15 protein-coding genes and 2 pseudogenes are annotated in these 20,495 nt (G+C 71.8%); 9 read left to right on the top strand and 8 right to left on the bottom strand.

All coding sequences use genetic code 11. The annotated features are described in order from the left end of the window. The first annotated feature begins 224 nt into the window (after nucleotides 1–224). Nucleotides 225–1,052, top strand: a complete 828-nt coding sequence (locus K7C20_RS29945; protein WP_048829175.1) for a sugar phosphate isomerase/epimerase family protein — start codon at nucleotides 225–227, stop codon at nucleotides 1,050–1,052. 184 nt (nucleotides 1,053–1,236) lie between these two features. Further along, entirely contained in the window at nucleotides 1,237–2,301 is a 1,065-nt protein-coding gene (locus K7C20_RS29940; protein ID WP_030079374.1) for a lipoate--protein ligase family protein, read from the top strand. An 80-nt stretch (nucleotides 2,302–2,381) separates the two neighbouring features. Here the strand turns inward: K7C20_RS29940 and K7C20_RS29935 are convergent, their stop codons facing one another. The 3 genes from K7C20_RS29935 to hydA form a co-directional block, all read right to left on the bottom strand. Beyond that, nucleotides 2,382–3,935, bottom strand: a complete 1,554-nt coding sequence (locus tag K7C20_RS29935) for an NCS1 family nucleobase:cation symporter-1 (protein WP_053208937.1) — start codon at nucleotides 3,933–3,935, stop codon at nucleotides 2,382–2,384. Nucleotides 3,936–4,095: 160 nt separating this feature from the next. Next, nucleotides 4,096–5,097 carry a TIGR03842 family LLM class F420-dependent oxidoreductase gene (locus K7C20_RS29930; protein ID WP_030079373.1) on the bottom strand — a complete coding sequence of 334 codons (1,002 nt, stop codon included), beginning with the start codon at nucleotides 5,095–5,097 and terminating at the stop codon, nucleotides 4,096–4,098. A gap of 11 nt (nucleotides 5,098–5,108) precedes the next feature. After that, the gene (gene hydA / locus K7C20_RS29925; RefSeq protein WP_030079372.1) at nucleotides 5,109–6,518 is read right to left on the bottom strand and encodes a dihydropyrimidinase; all 1,410 of its coding nucleotides are present in this window, start codon (nucleotides 6,516–6,518) and stop codon (nucleotides 5,109–5,111) included. Nucleotides 6,519–6,886: 368 nt separating this feature from the next. On the opposite strand from hydA, the gene K7C20_RS29920 reads away from it, so the two are divergent. After that, a complete protein-coding gene (locus tag K7C20_RS29920; protein WP_030079370.1) occupies nucleotides 6,887–7,771 on the top strand; it encodes an ABC transporter substrate-binding protein in 885 nt (294 codons plus the stop codon). Nucleotides 7,772–7,846: 75 nt separating this feature from the next. Here the strand turns inward: K7C20_RS29920 and K7C20_RS29915 are convergent, their stop codons facing one another. Then, nucleotides 7,847–9,169 carry an aspartate aminotransferase family protein gene (locus K7C20_RS29915; protein WP_030079368.1) on the bottom strand — a complete coding sequence of 441 codons (1,323 nt, stop codon included), beginning with the start codon at nucleotides 9,167–9,169 and terminating at the stop codon, nucleotides 7,847–7,849. Beyond that, nucleotides 9,166–10,008: a nitrilase-related carbon-nitrogen hydrolase gene (locus K7C20_RS29910; protein ID WP_030079366.1), complete on the bottom strand. Its 843-nt coding sequence runs from the start codon at nucleotides 10,006–10,008 to the stop codon at nucleotides 9,166–9,168. Before K7C20_RS29910 ends, K7C20_RS29915 begins: the two co-directional genes overlap by 4 nt. A 182-nt stretch (nucleotides 10,009–10,190) precedes the next feature. Between K7C20_RS29910 and K7C20_RS29905 the strand changes: the two genes are divergently transcribed. Both K7C20_RS29905 and K7C20_RS29900 read left to right on the top strand, forming a co-directional pair. Further along, nucleotides 10,191–10,622 carry a MarR family winged helix-turn-helix transcriptional regulator gene (locus K7C20_RS29905; protein WP_030079364.1) on the top strand — a complete coding sequence of 144 codons (432 nt, stop codon included), beginning with the start codon at nucleotides 10,191–10,193 and terminating at the stop codon, nucleotides 10,620–10,622. A gap of 10 nt (nucleotides 10,623–10,632) precedes the next feature. Next, nucleotides 10,633–10,914, top strand: a pseudogene (locus K7C20_RS29900) (isochorismatase family protein); the annotation flags it as partial. A gap of 50 nt (nucleotides 10,915–10,964) precedes the next feature. Here K7C20_RS29900 and K7C20_RS29895 read toward each other — a convergent pair. Further along, the gene (locus K7C20_RS29895; RefSeq protein ID WP_053208938.1) at nucleotides 10,965–12,452 is read right to left on the bottom strand and encodes an amidase; all 1,488 of its coding nucleotides are present in this window, start codon (nucleotides 12,450–12,452) and stop codon (nucleotides 10,965–10,967) included. Nucleotides 12,453–12,645: 193 nt separating this feature from the next. Further along, entirely contained in the window at nucleotides 12,646–14,481 is a 1,836-nt protein-coding gene (gene ggt / locus K7C20_RS29890; protein WP_053208939.1) for a gamma-glutamyltransferase, read from the bottom strand. A 226-nt stretch (nucleotides 14,482–14,707) separates the two neighbouring features. On the opposite strand from ggt, the gene K7C20_RS29885 reads away from it, so the two are divergent. The 3 genes and pseudogenes from K7C20_RS29885 to K7C20_RS29875 all read left to right on the top strand — a co-directional run bounded on the left by K7C20_RS29885 (nucleotide 14,708) and on the right by K7C20_RS29875 (nucleotide 16,902). Beyond that, the gene (locus tag K7C20_RS29885; protein WP_030079352.1) at nucleotides 14,708–15,451 is read left to right on the top strand and encodes a hypothetical protein; all 744 of its coding nucleotides are present in this window, start codon (nucleotides 14,708–14,710) and stop codon (nucleotides 15,449–15,451) included. 243 nt (nucleotides 15,452–15,694) lie between these two features. Beyond that, a pseudogene (locus tag K7C20_RS29880) lies at nucleotides 15,695–15,895 on the top strand (ionic transporter y4hA); the annotation flags it as partial. Nucleotides 15,896–16,035: 140 nt separating this feature from the next. Then, nucleotides 16,036–16,902 (top strand): polysaccharide deacetylase family protein, encoded by an 867-nt coding sequence (locus K7C20_RS29875; protein WP_030079343.1) that lies wholly within the window; start codon nucleotides 16,036–16,038, stop codon nucleotides 16,900–16,902. A 271-nt stretch (nucleotides 16,903–17,173) separates the two neighbouring features. Here the strand turns inward: K7C20_RS29875 and K7C20_RS29870 are convergent, their stop codons facing one another. Beyond that, complete coding sequence (locus tag K7C20_RS29870; protein ID WP_030079341.1) at nucleotides 17,174–17,911, bottom strand: SDR family NAD(P)-dependent oxidoreductase; 738 nt, start codon at nucleotides 17,909–17,911, stop codon at nucleotides 17,174–17,176. Nucleotides 17,912–18,196: 285 nt separating this feature from the next. On the opposite strand from K7C20_RS29870, the gene K7C20_RS29865 reads away from it, so the two are divergent. Next, nucleotides 18,197–20,473 (top strand): MMPL family transporter, encoded by a 2,277-nt coding sequence (locus tag K7C20_RS29865; RefSeq protein ID WP_030079339.1) that lies wholly within the window; start codon nucleotides 18,197–18,199, stop codon nucleotides 20,471–20,473. Nucleotides 20,474–20,495: the final 22 nt, after the last annotated feature.

Genomic DNA, 20,495 nt, shown 5'->3' with positions numbered 1-20,495 from the left:
CCGCAGGGTCCACGGGTGTCCGGCGTCTCCGCGCCGAACTACCCCCCATCTACCGCCCGTTCTGCCGTCTGTCCGGATTCCGGCACTCCTAGACTGGCCGCAGAACTTCCCCTTCTGTTCGCACCGTACCGAGTGCGCACAACATTCAGGTATTCGGCTTGGCGAACAATGGCCGGCCTCTCCGAAGTGGGTGCAATTTGAACAGTTCGCCTTACACACAGTCCTTGCCCTTTGCCACCGGTGTCGCCGTCCAGCGCTACCTGAGCGCGGAGGAAGGGCTGGCCGCGGCCCAAGAGGAGGGGTGCAGCCACTGGTACATCGATGCCAGCCTGATGACGGACATGCCGCACAACTGGTCCGAGGACCGCAGCCGCACACTGGTGGCGGCCGCGGCCGACCGCGGTCTCTCGCCCGTCCTGCACGGCAACTTCCGGGCGCCGCTGGCATCGGAGATCCCGGAGGTCCGGGAGGCGTCCCTGCGCTATGTGCGGAGCGAGGTCGACCTGGCGGCGCGGCTCGAAGCGACCTCCCTGGTCATACACGGCGGCGCGTTCGTCGAGCCCCGGCCGACCAAGGCGCACCGCGATGCCGCGCTCGAACGGTTCCTCACGCTGCTTTCGGAGGTCGTGGCCGAGGCGACCGAGAAGGGCGTCGAGGTCTGGCTGGAGAACCTCTCCTACTACCCGAAGTTCCGCCCGTTCTCCTACGTCTTCACACGGGAGACGGACTTCTCGGCGGCGCTGAACGCGATGCCCGACCTCAAGTTCATCCTGGACGTCGGCCACGCGAATGTGAACCAGGCGGCCGCGGTGCCCCTGTTCGAGAAGTTCTCGTCGTCGATCGCCGCCCTGTCGCTGAGCAACAACGGCGGTGACCAGGACGCACACCTCGCACTCGACGAGGGCACGCTGTCCCTCCGCGAGATCACGGATGCCATCCGGCTGCGGAACTGGGAAGGCGTGATCGCGTTCGAGACCCGCAACGAGAGCGTCGAGAGCGGCATCGCCTACCTCACCAAGATCTGGGAGTCCGCTCCCGGTGCCACGGCCTGACCCCCTCGCCTGACCCCCTCGCCGGACCGCCGCGCCGGTCCGGGCGCGGGGGCACCTCACCGGTGCACCGTCCCGCCGGCCTCGGCTCGAACCTCGCGGCCGGCGTTCCGCACGGCCCGGTTAATGTGGGGCGAAACAGGACGCTTGGAACGGCCGGTGCGGCCGATGACGTGGAGGCAGCGCGGTGCACGGCGAGTACAAAGTCCCCGACGGCAAGCTCGTCGTGGTCGACCTGGACGTCGAGGGCGGCGTACTGCGGAACGTGCGCGTGGCCGGGGACTTCTTCCTCGAACCCGACGAGGCCCTCCCGGCGATCGACGCGGCCCTGGAAGGCGCCCCGGCCCACACCGACGCGGCCGGCCTCGCCGCCCGCATCGAAAGGGCTCTTCCCGACGGCACGGTGATGTTCGGGATCACGTCGGCAGGGGTCGCCGTCGCCGTACGCCGGGCCCTCGCGCAGGCCACCGAGTGGGGCGACTACGACTGGCAGCTCATCCACGAAAGTCCCCAGCCGCCCGCCCTCCACATGGCCCTCGACGAGGTCATCACCGCCGAGGTCGCCGCGGGCCGGCGCCCGCCGACGCTCCGGGTCTGGGAGTGGGACTCCCCCGCCGTCATCATCGGCAGCTTCCAGTCACTGCGCAACGAGGTCGATCCCGAGGGGGTCGCCCGCCACGGCGTCACCGTGGTGCGCCGGATCTCCGGTGGCGGCGCCATGTTCGCCGAACCCCGGAGCACCATCACCTACTCGCTCGCCGTCCCCGAGGCGCTCGTCTCGGGCCTGTCCTTCGCCGACAGCTACGCCTATCTCGACGACTGGGTCCTCGCCGCTCTCGGCGACATGGGCATCAAGGCGTGGTACCAGCCGCTCAACGACATCGCCACCGAGGTCGGAAAGGTCGCCGGCGCCGCGCAGAAGCGCATGGTCGGACCGGACGGCGGGCCCGGTGCGGTCCTGCACCACGTGACCATGTCCTACGACATCGACGCCGACAAGATGCTCGATGTGCTGCGCATCGGCAAGGAGAAGCTCTCCGACAAGGGCACCGGGAGCGCCAAGAAGCGCGTCGACCCGCTGCGCCGCCAGACCGGACTGCCGCGCGAGGCCGTCATCGAGAGGATGATCGACTCCTTCCGCTCCCGCTACGGCCTCACCCGCGGCGAGGTCACCGCCGAGGAACTGGCCCGCGCCCAGGACCTCGTGCGGACCAAATTCGCCCACGCCGAGTGGACCACACGCGTCCCCTGACCAGTTCTTCCGCTACGGCGGGCGGGCGCGTGGCCGCGGAGGCGGACCCGGCGCGGCCCGGGAGCCGCGGCGGGCACGGTTCAGTGCGACCGGGCGGCCGGCCCGCGTGCCGTGGCCATCAGCAGCGTGTAGAGCGTCAGCGCGGTGCCCAGGCCCACCGCCCAGCCGTAGTCGGCCAGCGGTTTGAAGAACGGGATCAGGCCGTCGGCGGGGAACGGGCCCTTGCCGGGTTGTGAGTACGAGCCGCCCACCGCCAGCAGGCCGCCGACGACGAAGACGAGGACGGCCCGCCAGTTCCAGCCGGCCGCGTACCAGTAGCGGCCGCCGGGACGGTAGAGGTCGGCGAGGTCGAGGACGGTACGGCGGATGATCCAGTAGTCGGCGATGAGGATGCCGGCGACCGTACCGAGCAGCCCGCCGACCACCCCGAGCCAGGTGAAGATGTAGAGCTCGGGGGTGGCGGTGAGCTTCCACGGCAGGATGATCACGCCGATCACGCCCGTGATCAGCGCGCCCGTGCGGAAGTTGATGAACTTCGGGGCCAGATGGGCCAGGTCGTAGGCGGGCGAGACGACATTGGCGGCGATGTTCACGGAGATCGTCGCGACCAGGACCGTGACCAGGGCGAAGAGCAGGCCGAAGACGCTGTCGGACTTCCCGGCAAGCGCGACCGGGTCCCAGACCGGCGCCCCGTACACCGCCTGTGATCCGGAGGTGACCAGTACCGAGAGCAGGGCGAACGCCGTCATCGTCGTCGGCAGCCCCAGGGACTGCCCCCAGACCTGGGCCCGCTGCCCGGCGCCGAAGCGGGTGAAGTCGGGGATGTTCAGGGACAGGGTCGCCCAGAAACCGATCATCCCCATCAGGGACGGGAAGAAGACCGGCCAGAAGTGTTCGCCCCAGCCCAGTGCGCTCGGCTGGCCCAGCAGCGGACCAAACCCGCCCGCCTTGGCCGCCATCCACCCGAGCAGCACCAGCGCGCCGACGAGGACGAAGGGCGCGGCCCAGTTCTCGAAGCGGCGCAGGGTCTCCATGCCCCGGTGGATGATGGCGAGTTCGACGACCCAGAAGACCAGGAAGCAGAGCCAGAGGGTCCAGGGGTAGCCGCCGATGGACGCCGCCCCGGCCCAGTCACCGCCGAAGATCTTGCCCAGCAGGATGTAGATGCCCTGGCCGCCGATCCAGGTCTGGATGCCGAACCAGCAGCAGGCCACGGCGGCCCGCACCAGCGCGGGCAGATTGGCGCCGCGCAGCCCGAAGGACGCCCGTGCCAGGACCGGGAAGGGGATGCCGTACTTGGGGCCCGCATGCCCGGTGAGCAGCATCGGGACGAGGACGATGAGGTTCGCCAGCGCGATGGTCAGGACCGCCTGCTTCCAGTCCATGCCGAGCGCGACCAGGCCGGAGGCGAGCGTCCAGGAGGGGATGTTGTGGGCCATTCCGATCCACAGGGCGGTGAAGTTGTAGGTGGTCCAGCGGCGTTCGGCGAGCGGTACCGGGCGCAGGTCGTCGTTGACGTACCGGCCGAGCGCCGCGATGGCGCCCGGCGCCGGTTCGACGCGGCCGTCCGGGGCGGTGATCTGGCCCGCGGGCGCTATGGGGAGTTCCGGCGGCACGGAGGAGGGCGCGGACATGTGCGGGGCCTTTCGTCCGGGTGCGGGCCGCCCGGTGGCCGGGGCGGCGCAGCGGGGCATCGGTCGTGGCGCCCGGCACGCCGGCCGGCCGCCACGACCGCTGGGGCCGTCTCGGGCCGCAAGCCGGAGGCGGTGTGCACCGCCCCGTCCGAGCGCCCGTTCAGTCGGCGAACGCGGGAAGGATCTCTGCTCCGTAGGCGTCGAGGGTGGATTCCTTGGCGTCGTGCATGGCGTAGAGGGCGAACTGGTCCACGCCCAGCGCCTTGAGCTGTTGCAGCTTGTCGAGGTGCGCGGCGACCGGGCCGAGCAGGCAGAAGCGCTCGACGACGGTGTCCGACACAAAACCCGCGTCCGGGTTGCCCGACCGGCCGTGGTGGGCGTAGTCGTAGCTCTCCCGGGCCTTGATGTAGTCGGTCAGCTCGTCCGGCACCATGCCGGAGTGCTCGCCGTAGCGTGCGACGAGGTCGGCGACGTGGTTGCCGACCATGCCGCCGAACCAGCGGCACTGGTCGCGGGCGTGCTCGATGTCGTCGCCCACGTAGGCGGGTGCGGCGACACAGATGGTGATCTCGTCCGGATCGCGTCCGGCGTCCACGGCGGCCTTCCGTACGGCCTTGATCATCCACTCGGTGAGGAACGGGTCGGCGAGCTGGAGGATGAAGCCGTCGGCCAGCTCGCCGGCCATGGCAAGGGCCTTGGGCCCGTAGGCGGCCATCCAGACCGGCAGCTTGCCGTCCTTGATCCAGGGGATCTTGATCCGGTGGTCGCCGACATACGCCTCCCGCCCCTCGGCGAGATCGCGGATGACACCGATCGCCTCGCCCAGCCGGGCCAGGGTGTTCGGCGGCCGCCCGGCCACCCGCATCGCGGAGTCGCCGCGGCCGATGCCGCAGACGGTGCGGTTGCCGTACATCTCGTTGAGGGTGGCGAAGGTGGAGGCGGTGACTTCGGGGGCGCGGGTGGAGGGGTTGGTGACCATCGGCCCGACGATCAGCCGCTCGGTGTGTTCCAGGATGCGGCTGTAGAGGACGAACGGTTCCTGCCACAGCACGGTCGAGTCGAAGGTCCAGCCGTAGCGGAAGCCGTTGCGCTCGGCCCGGCGCATCAGGGACACGACGGCGGCGGAGGGCGGGTCGGCCTGCAGGACAACTCCGAAGTCCACAGCGGCGCTCCTTAAGTGAGGTACTGGCATGTGCCACGCGGGATGTACTGACCGTGTCCCGCACGTCCGGTGAACTCCCGGCGGTCGATGACGAGTTCACCCCGTGAGAGGACCGTCTCGACCTGGCCGGTGAGCCGTTTGCCCTCGTACGCCGAGTAGTCGACGTTCATGTGGTGGGTCTCGGCGGAGACGGTCTGTTCCGCGGTGGGGTCGTAGAGGACGAGGTCGGCATCGGCGCCGGGAGCGATGGTGCCCTTCTTCGGGTAGAGGCCGAACATCCGGGCCGGGGCCGCGCAGGCGATCTCGATCCAGCGCCGACGGCTGATCCGGCCCTCCACGACGGCCTGGTGGAGGAGGTCCATCCGGTTCTCCACACCGGGCATCCCGTTGGGGATCTTGGAGAAGTCGCCGCGGCCGAGCTCCTTCTGCCCCTGGAAGCAGAAGGGGCAGTGGTCGGTGGAGACCACCTGGAGGTCGTTGGTGCGCAGCCCGCGCCACAGCGCCGCCTGATGCTCCCGGGGCCGCAACGGGGTGGAGCACACGTATTTGGCGCCCGCGAAGTCCGGCTCGGCGAGGTTGTCGGTGGACAGGAACAGGTACTGCGGGCAGGTCTCACCGAAGACGTTCAGCCCCTTGTCCCGGGCCTGGGCGATCTCGGCCAGGGCTTCCTCGGCGGAGACATGGACGATATAGAGCGGTGCGCCGGCCACCCGCGCCAGCTGGATGGTGCGGTGGGTGGCCTCGGCCTCCAGGAGGACGTGGCGGACCTCGCCGTGGTAGCGCGGGTCGGTGCGGCCCGCGGCCAGCGCCTGTTCGACGAGGACGTCGATGGCGATGCCGTTCTCGGCGTGCATCATGATCAGACCGCCGTTGTCGGCGGACTGCTGCATGGCGCGCAGGATCTGTCCGTCGTCGCTGTAGAAGACGCCGGGGTAGGCGGTGAACAGCTTGAAGGAGGTGACACCCTCCGCCACCAGGAGGTCCATCTCCTTGAGGGTGTGCTCGTTCACATCCGAGAGGATCATGTGGAACGCATAGTCGATGGCGCACTGGGCGTCGGACTTGGCGTGCCAGGTGTCCAGGCCGGCGCGGAGCGACTTGCCGCGGGACTGGACGGCGAAGTCGACGATGGTGGTGGTGCCGCCCCAGGCGGCGGCGCGGGTCCCGGTCTCGAAGTTGTCGGAGGAGAACGTTCCGCCGAACGGGAAGTCCAGGTGGGTGTGTGCGTCGACGCCTCCCGGGATGACATACCTGCCGGTGGCGTCGAGGATGCGGTCCGCCGACTCCCCCCAGCTGTCCGCGGTGGCGCTGCCGTGCGCGGCGAGGGCGGCGATCCGGCCGCCCTCCACCAGGACATCGGCGTGGATCTCATCGGCGGCTGTGATGACCAGTCCGCCCCGGACGACCGTACGGCTCACCATCCTTGCTCCTTCCACACCAGCGACAACGGCGGCACGGGAAGGCGGAGCTCGACGCGCACCATCCCCTCGGCAGGTCTGCTCCGCTGACGCCACGCCACAACCGGTCTACACCCGTAGATCACGGTCGAGAAGGAGACCGTAGAAGCATGTCACCCACGGTGGCAATACCGTGACCGTTAATCAGCGGAGACGTTCGTGTTGCCCCGACGATCAGCTGGACGGTTCAACGCGGCGCCCGGACGCCTTGGGCCCGGTACGCGGCGGAGGGGTGCGGGAGTGACGCGATGGGCAGATATCCGCCGACGCCGGCGGGCCATCCGGGCGAAGGCCACAGCATCCTGACGGACGACGCAGAGGGGCGAGGGGTCATGGAGCACAGCACACCGTGGGAGTTCTCCGACGACCGGGGGCGCCTTGCGGTGGCCGGGGACCGGCCGTTGCGGATCGTGGCGTACATACAGGCGGGGGCGACGCTGTGGGACCACGGTATACGTCCCGTGGGCCTCTTCGGGTCCCAGCACGACGGCGCCGCCCCCGACCCCGCCAAGGCCGGTGAGCTGCCGCTCGCGGAGATCCCCTACCTGGGTTCGGGCGGTGCGCTGCACCCGGACACCCTGCTGGAGGCGGAACCGGACCTCGTCGTGGCCGTGACCTATGACGGCGAGCAGGTCTACGGGCTGGAGCAGAAGACCGCGCTGGAGCTGGAGACACATGTCCCTCTCGCCACGGTCGCGGTGGGCCCCGGCCGGAGCCTGGCCGAGGTGCGCGAACGCTTCGCTGCGCTCGCCGGTTCGCTCGGCCGGGGCGAATCCCCGGCCGCCGCCCGCGAGTTGGACGCCGCGGAGGATGCCCTGCGGCAGGCGACCGGCGGCCCCGTGCGGCCGCGGGTGCTGGCGCTGTCGCCCGCGGGCCCGGAGCGGGTGCATCTGGCCCGGCCCAGCTCCTGGCCCGATCTGCGGGCGCTGACCGAACACGGCGTCGGGCTGCTGGAACCGGCCGCGGGCGCCGGGGTGAACTGGTCCACGGTCGGCTGGGCGGAGGCCGCGGCGATGGGCCCGGACATCGTGCTCATGGACGTACGGGTCAATGCCGCCCGGCCCCAGGAGCTCCGGGCCGACGAGCACTGGCGCGCGATCGAGGCGCGGGCCCGGCTGCTGCCGTGGAACCCGGAGGCCCCGTGCAGCCGGCGCGCGCACACCTGTTTCTTCACCCTGCTGGCCGAGACGGTGCGCGCGTCCGCCGGGACGGAGTGAGCCGTGCCGGGGCCCGCCGCGGGTGAGCGGGGGCCTCGCGCCTCGTGAAGCCCCCGCCGGCCGCGGTGGTGTCCGCTAGGAAGCGGCCGCCATGCTGTGCGCCGCCCGCAGCGCGTCCGCGAGCAGATCCGCGCCCTCCTCGGCCTCGGCGACGGTCAGCGTCATCGGCGGGGCGATCCGCAGCGAGGCGCCGCCCTGGCCGCCCTTGCCGACCAGCAGACCGCGTTCCCTGGCGGCCTCCACGACCAGCGAAGCGGCCTCGGGCGAGCGCTCGTCGGTGCCGGGGCGGACCAGTTCGATACCGATCATCAGGCCGCGGCCGCGCACTTCCCGGACGAATTCCAGGCCGGCCGCGACCGCCCGCAGCCGCTCGATGAGCAGACCGCCGACCCGCCGGGCGTTGCCCTGGAGGTCGTGTTCGAGGAGGTAGTTGAGGTTGGCCAGGCCCGCGGCCATGGTGACCGGGCTGCCGCCGAAGGTGGAGATGGAGTTCGCGGAGAGCGAGTTCATCACCTCGGCGCGGGCCACCACGCCGCCGATGGACATGCCGTTGCCGATGCCCTTGGCGAAGGTGAGCATGTCGGGCGGGCCCTGGCCGGCGTGCGCCTGCCAGCCCCAGAAGTGGTCGCCGGTGCGGCCCCAGCCGGTCTGCACCTCATCGCTGATCCAGAGGATGCCGTGCCGCGCGAGCACCTCGCGGAACGCGGCGTAGAGGCCGTCGGGCGGCATGGTGAACCCGCCGACGCCCTGGACCGGTTCGGCGATCAGCGCGGCGACACCGCCCGCGGTCTGCTGGAGCATGTCCTCCAGGTCGGCGACGCAGGCGGCGGTGTACTCGGCATCGCTCAGCTCCGCGTACGGGCCGCGGCTGCGTACCCCGCCGTGCACATAGAGCGTCTGAAGCGGCGAGAGGCTGGTCGGCGACCAGCTCTGGTTGCCGGTGATGCCGACGGTGGAGAACGAGCGGCCGTGGTAGCTGTTGCGCATCGCCAGGATCTGGTTGGAGCGGCGGTGCGTGGTGGCCAGCAGCAGGGCCGCGTCATTGGCCTCCGTACCGGAGGTGGTGAAGAAGACCCGGGCGTCGGGGATGCCGGAGAGCGCCACGATCCGCTCCGCCAGCTCGACCATGGGGCGGGAGAGGTAGAGCGTGGAGGTGTGGATGATGCGGCCGGCCTGCTCGCTGACGGCCTTGGTCACCTCGGGCAGCGCATGCGCCGTCATGGTGGTGAGGATGCCGCCGAAGAAGTCGAGGTAGCGGTTGCCCTCGGCGTCCCAGACGTGGCGGCCCTCGCCGTGGGTGAGTTCGAGGGGCCGCTCGTAGTAGAGGCTGAGCCAGGAGGGCAGGACGGCCTGGTGGCGGGCGTGCAGGGCGGCCGTGTCCTGGGGGGTCTGGGTCATGGCTGCACCAGCCCGTCGTACGCGTCGGGGCGGCGGTCGCGGTAGAACGCCCACTGCTGCCGGACCTCGTCGATCAGGGCGAAGTCGAGGTCGCGGATGACCAGTTCCTCCTTGGAGTCGCTGGCGACGTCGCCGACGAACTGGCCTCGGGGGTCGACGAAGTAGCTGGTGCCGTAGAAGTCGTTGTCGCCGTACTCCTCGACGCCGACCCGGTTGATCGCCGCGATGAAGTACTCGTTGGCGACGGCGGCCGCGGGCTGCTCCAGCTGCCAGAGGTAGGCGGACAGGCCGCGGGAGGTGGCGGAGGGGTTGTAGACGAGCTGGGCGCCGTTGAGGCCCAGCTGCCGCCAGCCCTCGGGGAAGTGGCGGTCGTAGCAGATGTAGACGCCGACCTTGCCGACGGCGGTGTCGAAGACCGGCCAACCGATGTTCCCCGGCTTGAAGTAGTACTTCTCCCAGAAGCCCTTGACCTGCGGGATGTGGTGCTTGCGGTAGGTGCCCAGCACCGTGCCGTCGGCGTCGATGACGGCCGCGGTGTTGTAGTAGAAGCCGGACTGTTCGACCTCGAAGACGGGGACGACGATGACCATGCCGGTCTCGCGGGCCAGGTCCTGCATCCGCCGGACGGTCGGGCCGTCGGGCACCGGCTCGGCCCAGCGGTAGTGCTCGGGCTCCTGGACCTGGCAGAAGTACGGGGCGTTGAAGACCTCTTGGAAGCCGATCACTTTCGCGCCCTGCGCGGCCGCCGCCCGGGCGTACTCCTCATGCTTCGCGATCATCGATTCGGTGTCGCCGGTCCAGGTCGCCTGGACCAGTGCGGCACGCACAACATCGGCCATGAGCTGCTCCTTTGTCGATGCGTCAGCCTGCAGCCCGCGCGGGATCTACGCGTGTGGAGGTGACCGTAGGCCCCCGTCACACACGGTGGCAAGACCATCTCTCCCGTGGCGCGTCCAGTCATATGCGGCAGACATGACAGGCAAACTTGCAAGTTTGCCTGTCGGAATCCTACGCTGGACGTATGCCGGAAAACGACCAGGAACGCCTGGCGACAGATCTGGGCGCCGCGGTGTCGCAGCTCATGCGTCATCTGCGTGCCGCCTCGCCCCAGGGCGAGCTCACCCCGACCCAGCGGGCGGTGATCTCCCGGATCGACACCGACGGGCCGGCCACCATCGCGGCGCTGGCCCGCGCCGAGCTGGTCCGGCCGCAGTCCATGCGGCTGACCGTCGGCGCGCTGGAGGAGCGCGGTGTGCTCGCCCGCAGCCCGCATCCGACGGACGGGCGCCAGGTCGTCTTCTCCCTCACCGAGGAGGGCCGCCGGATGCTCGGCGCCGTACGGCAGGCCAAACAGAACTGGCTGGCGGTGGCCATCGCCGACCGGCTGACCACGCAGGAGCAGCAGACCCTGGCGACGGCCACCGAGCTGATGCGGCGGCTGATGCCGGAATGACCGGAGGAAGATCGGCGTCACCAAGCAGCAGTGGGGCGCCTTCCACGGCACGAACCTGGATCTGGAGCTGCGCCGCCGTGGCGTGACCCAGGTCGTCCTCGGCGGTATCGCCACCAGCATCGGGGTGGAGTCCACCGCCCGTGCCGCGCACGAGCACGGCTACCACGTCACCCTCGCCACCGACGCGATGACCGACCTGGACGCCGGGGCGCACCGCAACAGCCTGGAGAAGATCTTCCCGCGGCTGGGCGAGACCGATACGACCGAGGCGATCCTCGCGCTCCTCGGCTGAGGCCCGGCGGCTCGGCTGAGCGGCTCGGCCGAGGCCCGGCGGCGTACGCCTCACAGACGCACGCCGCCGAGCGACGCCGGATGTGCGGCCGGCCGCCGCTCGTGCCAGCGCAGATCGTCCTGGAGCTGGGCGGCCAGCGAAATCAGCCGCGGTTCGCCATGGGCCGGGCCGAGCAGCTGGGCGCCCAGCGGCAGGCCGTCGCTGCTGAACCCGGCGGGGACGCTCACGCCCGGCCAGCCGAGGACATTCCACGGCCAGGCGTACGGGCAGGCGGCGATCATGGCCTGATCCGTACGCCAGCCGCTGAGCTTGGCGAGGGTGCCGATGCGCGGCGGCGGGGTGGCGGTGGTCGGTGTCAGCAGCACGTCATAGGGGCCGAACAGCGCGCCGATCCGGCGCTGTTGACGCTTCTCGACGGCGCGCGCCCGGCGCAGTAAGGGGCCGCCGAGCAGCCGGCCCATCCGTGCCGCTTCCCGCGTGCGGCGGTCCAGGAGGGAGCGGTCGGGGACCCGGTCCGCCCACTCCCCCACCCCGGCCGTGGCACGCGGGACGAAGGCCAGCCCGACCAGCCCGTAGTCCGGCTCCGCCTCCTCGACGAAGTGCCCCAGGCGGGCGAGGGTGCGGGCCACACCGGTCACCGCGGCCCGGACATCGGGGTGCAGCGGCTTGGGGGTGAAGGTGAAGGCGGCCTTCCACGACAGGGCGATGCGCAGCCGGCCCGGGTCGCGGCCGGCGGCCTCGCGCGCCGCGATGGCGGGCGGCCGGTGCAGATCGCCGTCGTGGTTGCCGCTGGCCACGTCCAGCAGCAGCGCCGCGTCCTCGACCGTACGGGCCAGCGGGCCGATGCCGGTGATCCCCTGGAAGGCCTCCGGGTCGGGCCAGGTGGAGATCCGGCCGCGCTGGGGTTTGATGCCGACGAGATGGGACCAGGCGGCGGGGATCCGGACCGAACCGGCGCCGTCGGTGCCGAGGGCGGCGGGGACCAGCCCGGCCGCGACCGCGGCGGCCGAGCCGCCGGAGGAGCCGCCCGGGGTGTGCGCGAGGTTCCAGGGGTTGCAGGTGTTGCCGAAGGCCGGGCCCTCGGTGAACGGCCACTGGCCCAGTTCGCAGGCGTTGGTCTTGCCGACGATGACCGCGCCGGCCGCGCGCAGCCGCCGGACGACCTCGGCATCGCGCTCCTTGGGCAGGAACTCGCCGGCACAGCCGAACGCGGTGGGCTCACCCGCCACATCGGTGTCGTCCTTGACCGCGACCGGCACTCCGAGCAGCGGCAGCCGCTCCCCGGCCGCCAGCCTGCGGTCGGCCTCCGCCGCCTCCGCCATGGCCGCCTCGGCCCGTACCCGCCGGAAGGCGTTGACGCTGCTCTGGGTGGCCTCGATGCGCTCCAGCGACCGCCGGACCAGCGCGGTCGAGGTCACCCGTCCCTCGGCGAGCGCCCGTGCCTGCTCGGCGAGGCCCTCCAACTCCCCCGCCGTGGCACCGATGTGCCCGGCCGGGGCCGACCCGGTCCCGCTGTCCTGGCTCTCGTCAACGCTCACGCTGCGTGCCCTCCCTGGAACCGCTCATTCGAACGAACGGTCCCAGGAGGCTAATCGTCCCGGCAAGGGCCATCAATGACGCCGCGCGGTGCGCCACATCGACGACACACGGACGGCACACAGCGGCCCGTCGCGTTCCGGCGGTGTCACGCGCGGCGCACGAACCGGCGGCATGCGGGCCGGTGGACGGCCGTTACGACCGGTGGACGACCATCGCCGAGCCGCCGCCGCGCCGTACCTTCTCGGCCGCCGCCAGCCAGCGGCCGTCCGGCAGCCGCTGGACGCCGGTGGCCGCGCCGATCTCCGGGTTCTGCTTGAAGGCATGTCCGATCGCTTCGAGTTGCCCCCGGACCGGGCTGTTCCACAGGCCGGGTTCGAGTTCGGTCGCCGCCGCGTTGCGCTGACTGGCACGCGGCGCGGCGATGGCGTCGACCAGCGGCATCCCGCGGTCGAGGTGGTTGACCAGGGTCTGGAGCACGGTGGTGATGATGGTCGCGCCGCCGGGCGAGCCGAGCGCCACCACCGGCCGGCCGTGCCGCAGCACGATCGTCGGCGAGATCGACGAGCGCGGCCGCTTGCCGGGCCCGGGCAGATTCGGGTCGTGGACGGCGGGGTCCGCGGGCGCGAAGGAGAAGTCGGTCAGCTCGTTGTTGAGCAGGAAGCCACGGTGCGGGACGACGATGCCGCTGCCGCCGGTCTGCTCGATGGTCAGGGTGTAGGCGACGACATTGCCCCACTTGTCGGCGACCGTCAGATGGGTGGTGTTCTCCCCCTCGTACGTCGTCGGCGCGGCCTTGCCGCCACTGGCGCAGCGCTTCGGATGGCGCGGGTCACCGGGGGCGAGCGGGCTGGTCAGCGCCTTGCCGTCGTGGATGAGGCAGGCGCGGGCATCGGCGAACCGCTGCGAGGTGAGGCCCTTGACCGGTACGTCCTCCTGCGCCGGGTCGCCGACCCAGCGGCCACGGTCGGCGAAGGCGATCCGGCTGGCCTCCAGGTAGCGGTGGAGGTACTGCCGCCGGCTCAGCCGGGAGACGTCGCTCTTCTCCAGGATGTTGAGCGCCTCGGCGACGCTGGTGCCGCCGGAGGAGGACGGCCCGATGCCGTAGACGTCGAGGCCGCGGTAGCGGGTGTGGGTCGGCGCCTGGCCGAGGGCCCGGTAGGCGCGCAGATCGCCCGCGGTCAGCTCGCCGGGCCGTACCTTACGGGTCGATCCGGTGCGCACCGGTGGCTTCTGGACGGTGCGGACGATGTCCCGGCCCACTGCGCCGTCGTAGAGCGCCCGGACGCCCTTCTCCGCCAACTCCCCGTACGTACGGGCCAGATCGGGGTTCTTCATCGTCGAGCCGACGACCGGCAGCTTGCCGCCGGGCAGGAAGAGCCCGGCGCTCGCCGGGAAGTCCCGGAAGCGTGCCTCGTTGTCCGCGGTCTGCTGACGGAAGGTCGGGTCGACCGTGAAGCCGTCCCGGGCCAGCTTCCGGGCGGGCTGCAGCACCTGGCCCAGGGACCGGCTGCCCCACTTGCGCAGGGCGGTGTCCCAGGTGGCGGGGGTGCCCGGGGTGCCGACGCTCAGCCCGCTGGTGACCGCGTCGGCGAACGGGATCGGGGTGCCGTTCTCCAGGAAGAGGTCCTTGCCGGCGGAGCGCGGGGCGGTCTCCCGGCCGTCGAGGGTGCGCAGGGTCTTGGACTTGGCGTCGTACGAGACGAAGTAGCCGCCGCCACCGATGCCCGCGGAGTAGGGCTCGGTGACGCCGAGGGCGGCGGCGGTGGCGACCGCCGCGTCCACGGCGTTGCCGCCCTTCTCGAGCACCGCGATACCGGCGGCCGAGGCATCCGGGTCGACGCTGGAGACGGCCCCGCCGTGGCCGACGGCGACCGGGGTCTTCTCCGGTGTGGCGGTGGGGGCGCTGTCCTGGGCCGCGGGGGCCGGCCGCGCGGGCGCGGCGGAGCCGGCGGCGGCCGGGACCGTCACCAGGGAGCCGGCCAGCGCGGCGGCCGCTCCCAGGACGGTGAGACGTCGGGCTGTGGTCATACCGGGGTTTCCTCCAAGGGCGGACGGGGGCGGCAGGGGCCGGAGCCTACTCGGCGCAACAGCGCGCCGACAGAGGGCATTTCGCCTGCGACCGCCCCGCGGACGGCAGGGACCAGCTGCCTTTTTCCGTACGGATCAGGTATGCCCGCACGGACCGGGACAAGCCGACCCGGCGCCCCGCCCCGCCCTCGAACACACACCCGGTGAGCCGCTACGCTCCCCGGCCATGGACGACACCCTGCTGCTCCCGACCGTGGCGGCCGTGGCCCTGATCGTGGGGCTGGTGGCCGGCTGGGCCGTGCACTCGGCGACGGTCCGCCGGCGGCTGACCCGCGAACAGGGCTTCTTCGGGCTGCCGGCCGGTTCGGAGTGCGTGCTGGTCACCCACCGGGACAGCACCTCGGCCCACTGGAGCATCCCCCGTCATGACGCGCTGGCGCTGCTGGGGCTGGCCGCGGTGATCGAGAACTGCGGTGCGCACCCCGAGGTCGCCCCGCACGACACCGGCCTCCAGGGCTTCGGTGCGCGTACCGAGTTCTGTGTCGGCGACCCGACCGCGCACCGCCGGCTGGCGGCCCATCTGGCCAATCTGCTACCGGGGGTCGCGGTGCATCCGGGGGACGAGTCCGGCGCGGGCCGCGGCACCTTCACGATCGGCGGCTCGGCGTACCGGATGGAGCCCGGCGCGGTCGAATACGTCCTGCTGGCCCGGCTGACCGCCGGGGAGGGCGGCCGCCCGGTGTTCCTCGCGGCCGGCCAGCGACCGGTCACCCACCGGGCCGCGGTCCGTCATCTGGTGCGCAACCGGGCCCGGCTGGCCCGTAAGCACGGCGTCGACGGCCAGTTCTGTCTGCTGCTGAAGGTGGTCAACTCGCAGGCGTACGGGCCCGATGTCGTCGAGCTGGTCGCCGATGTCACCAAGAGCGCGCTCACGGCCGCGGAGCCGAAAGGGCCCCGGGCGGCGGCCTGATACCGGCGCCGGGGGCCGGTCTCCGGCCGGCGCACCGACAGGCAGCCGTCCCGCCGGTCAGCCAAGCTCAAAGGCATGATCGTCGGGCTCCGCTCACCCCTCCTGCACTGGACCGGTGCGCTGCCGGTGCTGGCGGTGGTGCTGCTGGCCCTGACGTGGGGGCCCTCGCTGCCGGTCCCGCTGATCGTGCTGGTGTCGTGCTTTCCGGCCGGGCGGTGCCGGCCGCGGTGCATCACGTGGAGGACCATCCCGGCGGTCGCACTGGCCACCGTCTGGCTGCCGGTCCCGCTGGTCCTGGGCCTCGGGGCCGGCCATGTGGTGCTGCTCGCGCTGACCGTGATCGTCGGCACCCTGACGGTGCTCCCCGGCCGCGCCACCCCGCTCCAGGGCGGCGTCCATCTGGCCCTGCTGGCCGCGTACATCGTGCTGGCGGCCAGCCCGTGAGGCGAACGGGGATGCCGGGCCGGTCCCCCCTCGGCGGCCCCTCCCGGACGGCCCGCCGGTGCGAGCCGATCGGGTGCCGGACTCTCCCGCTCCGGTGTCGTTCCCGCTTCCGCGGCGGACCGCGTGAGAGCACGTGGAGGATGGCATCCGACAAGCCCACAAACACCCGGCGGAGGTTCCTGAAGGCCGCCGTCGTGGTCGGCATGCTCTCCGCAGGCCGTGTCCTGTTCCTGCCCGACAGCGGTCCTCCGGAGAGCGGCACGCCGCCCCGGCCCCGGCCGCGGCCGCCGCAACCGCCCGCCGCTGCGGCCGGGCCGCTGACTGCCGGCGGCCCGGCGGACGCCCCGCAGTCCTACCGCCTCCGCCCGATGGCCGGCGAAACCTCCCGCTCCGGCCCGGGCGCCTCACCACCGCACCCGGATGTCGCCTTCCACCTCGCCACGACCCGCCGCGAAATCTTCCTCACCTTCGACGACGGCCCCCACCCCGTGCACACCCCCGCCATCCTGCGGATCCTGCGCCGTCACGATGCCCGGGCCACGTTCTTCGTCATCGGCGAGAACGCCGCCGAATTCCCCGGTCTGCTGCACGACATCGCCGACGAGGGCCATGCCGTCGCCAACCACACCTGGTCCCATCCGCAGCTCACCACGCTGCCGCCGGGCGCCGTCCGCAACGAGCTCGGCCGCACCAGCGGCCTGATCGAGGACGTCCTCGGCACCGCACCCGACATGGCCCGCGCGCCGTACGGCGACTGGGACGATCCCTCGCTGGACATCTGCAACGACCTGGGCATGTCCCCCGTCGGCTGGGCGATCGACTCGCAGGACTGGACCCTCCCGGGAGCCGGGATCATCGCGTACACCGTCCTGGACGAGATGCGCCCCGGCGCGATCGTCCTGTCCCACGACGGGGGCGGTGAGCGAGCGCAGACCGTCGAGGCGCTGGAGTGGTATCTGCCGCGTCTGCTGGACGACGGCTACCGTCCGATCCGCATCGAGCCCTGACGGGGCCCTGCCGATGACCGACGCGGTCGGGGGCATCGGGTGAGAGCGGTCACCCGATGCCCCGGAATCCGACTCAATGGTTTATCGTTCAATTGGAAGCGGGTGCCGGTACGACGGCGTCCGAGGGCCCTCCCCCAGGGGAAGCCGGCCCGCCGCCGCACGGCAGCAGGCCTCCGGGGCCACCGCCGTCACCGCCCGCGCCACCCGAGCCGCCCCGGCCGAATTCCCCCGTTCGGCCGGGGCTTCCCCCTTTCCGCACAGATGCGCCGGCTCAGCGCAGATGCGACGCCCCATTGACGTCGAGCACCGTCCCGGAGGACCAGACCGCCTCGGGCGAGGCCAGATAGCGGACGGCGGACGCCACCTCCTCCGGCGAAGCGACCCGGCCGAACGGGCTCTGCTCCCGTACCTCCTCCGTGAGACGGTCCGCGACCCGCTCGGTCGCCACGAATCCGGGAGCCACCGACGCCACGCCGATGCCGTACGGCGCGAGGTGGACGGCCAGCGACTGCCCCATCGCGTGCAACGCCGCCTTGGACGCGCCATAGGCCGGGTGATCCGGCTCACCACGGAACGCCCCGCGCGACCCGATATGGACGATCCGCCCCTCCACCTCGCGCTCGATCATGTTCCGCGCCGCGTGGTAGGAGACATGGGCCGCCCCCAGCAGATTCACGTCCACGACCTGCTGCCAGGCGCGCTGCCAGTCCTCGAACGACGTACGGTCCAGCGGATGCGCCACATTCGCGGCCGCATTGTTGACCAGCACATCGACGCCGCCCAGCCCGTCCACCGCCGCCCCGACGAGCGCCGCCGCCCCCTCCGGTGTGCTCACATCCCCCTGCACCAGCACATGCCCGCGCCCCGCCAGCCCCTCGAAGGCCTCCTGAGCCGCCGCCCGCCGCGACGCGTAATGCAGCGCGACACGGTCCCCGTGCGCGGCAAAGATCTCGGCGACCGCCCGGCCGATACCCCGCGAGGCCCCGGTCACCAGCACTGCCCGGCTCATCGGCCCCCCTCCGCCCCGGCGCACGGACGGCTCGCACAGCCGGGACCGCTACCGGACAACAACCGCTCTGCAAACGACCAGGGATGGTTCATCAACAGATCAATCCTTACCTCGTGCCGTGCCACGAACGTGCGTAAGGAATCGTAGGCAGCCGGACGGGATGCCGGGTCCGCACCCGTTCGGACGGCACCCGTCTCCCCTGTGGGCATGCCGCGGCGGCCGAACCACCGTTGAATGCTGCATGTCCGCATGTGCCAGGAGCGCCGGCCCGCATCGGGAGCCCGCATGCCGTTCCCGAAGACCCCCAGTCCCCCGGCCGCGCCCGGCGCCCACCGCCCCCAGGGCGCGCTGCGCCGCATCGGGGAGTGGTGCGCCCGTCGCTGTGTCCTCGTCATCGTGCTGTGGCTGGTCGCGCTGGCCGGGCTCCAGATTCTCCAGCGCACCTACGGCGGTGACTACTCCGACGACTTCGCGCTGCCCGGCGTCCAGTCGACACAGGGCCGCGAGGTGCTCAAGGAGCACGAGCCGAAGGCCGGTGGCTACAGCAGCCAGGTCGTGCTGCACGACACGACCGGGCCGCTGACCCCATTCCGCAGCCAGATCGACGAGGCCGTCACCGCCCTGGGCAAGCTGCCGGAGGTGCTCTCCGCACAGAACCCGCTGCCCCCGCCCGGCGCCCCGCCCGCCAAGCCGCCGTCCGGGACGCCGAACGTCGGCCCGCTGTCCACCGACGGCCGCACCGCGTACATCACGGTGCGGTTCGGCGTGCAGCCCTCCACGCTCGACCCGGACTATCTGAACGGTGTCGACGCGGCGGTACGGCCGCTGCGGTCCGCGGGTGTGGAGGTGGAGTACGGCGGACCGCTGGGCGAGCTGGCCCGGCCCGAGCCCAATGACGTGGTCAGCGAAGTGATCGGCTTCGCGGTGGCGATCCTGGTGCTGCTGGTCGGCTTCGGGAGCGTGCTGGCGGCCGGGGTGCCGCTGCTGACCGCGCTGATCAGCGCCTTCTGCGGACTGGCCTGCCTGGGGCTGCTCGCCGCCGCGTTCGTCTTCGCCACCGTCTCCCCCACCCTGGCCACGATGATCGGCCTCGGCGTCGGCATCGATTACGCGCTGTTCCTGATCACCCGGCACCGGCAGAACATGATGGACGGGGCGGACCCGGTCACCGGAGCGGGCAGGGCCGTGGCGACCAGCGGGCGGGCGGTGCTGGTGTCCGGCTGCACGGTCATCATCGCGCTGATGGGGCTGTGGGTCTCGGGCCTCTCCTTCATCGGCAAACTGGGGGTGGCGGCCGCCATCACCGTGGTCTCCGCGGTGCTCGGCGCACTCACCCTCGTACCGGCGCTGCTCGGGCTGATCGGCCGCCGCATCGACCGGCTCCGCGTCCGCAAGCCGATCGCCGAGACGGATGCCGCACCGGGCGAGGAGGCACGCGGCACCTGGCACCGGTATGCGCAGCGGGTGGAGCGCCGCCCGTGGTGGTACCTGGCGGGCGGGGTGCTCGTCATCGTGGTGCTGGCGCTCCCGGTCTTCTCGATCCAGCTGGGCCACATCGGCGACGGCGCCGACCCGAAGTCCTTCACCGACCGGCGCGCCTTCGACCTGATGTCCTCGGCGTTCGGTCCGGGCTCCAACGGCCCGCTGACCCTCGTGATCGACGAGTCCGCCGTCCCGCAGGCGGACCGGCCGATGCTGGCGGCGCAGGCGCAGAAGGCGCTCACGGAGGTGCCGGGCGCGGCCTATCTCACCCCGCTGAAGGCCACTCCGGACGGCGAGGTGCTGACCGGCACCGCATACTCCGCCCGGGCCCCGCAGAGCGCGGACACCACCGACCTGGTCAACCGCCTCAAGCACGACCTGCTGCCGCAGGCGGTGAAGGGAACCGACGCACACGGCTATGTGACCGGCACGACCGCCGGCCAGGTGGACTTCCTGGACATCGTCGCCGGCCGGCTCCCGCTGATCATCGCCGTGGTCGTCGCCCTCGCCTTCGTCATCATCCTGATCGTCTTCCGCGGCGTGCTGGTCGCCGTGAAGGCGGCGGTGCTCAACGTGCTGTCCATCGCCGCCTCGTACGGGGTGGTGGTGGCGGTCTTCCAGTGGGGCTGGGGCGGTCCGGCGCTCGGGGTCTCGGGCACGGTGCCGATCGAGAGCTATGTGCCGATGATGATGTTCGCGATCGTCTTCGGGCTGAGCATGGACTACGAGATCTTCCTGCTGTCACGGGTGCACGAGGCATGGCTGCGCACCGCCGATGCCAAGGCGAGCGTGGCGCATGCGCTGGAGATCACCGCGCGGGTGATCACCTGCGCCGCACTGATCATGGTGAGCGTCTTCGCCGCGTTCATCATCAGCGACAACATCGTGGTGAAGATGCTGGGCCTCGGCCTGGCCGTGAGCGTACTGATCGACGCCACCGTGGTCCGGCTGCTGCTGGTCCCCGCGGTGATGACGCTGCTGGGCCCGAAGGCCTGGTGGACGCCCCGGTGGCTGGACCGGATCCTGCCGCATGTGCGTACGGAGGGCGACGAGCAGCTCTCCACGGCCGGTCCGGCCTGACCTCCCCCGCGTCCGATCTGCG

The sequence above is a fragment of the Streptomyces decoyicus genome (assembly GCF_019880305.1).
Classification (GTDB): domain Bacteria; phylum Actinomycetota; class Actinomycetes; order Streptomycetales; family Streptomycetaceae; genus Streptomyces; species Streptomyces decoyicus.
The sequence above is the reverse complement of the archived record's forward strand: the minus strand, read 5'-3'. Positions and strand labels throughout refer to the sequence as shown.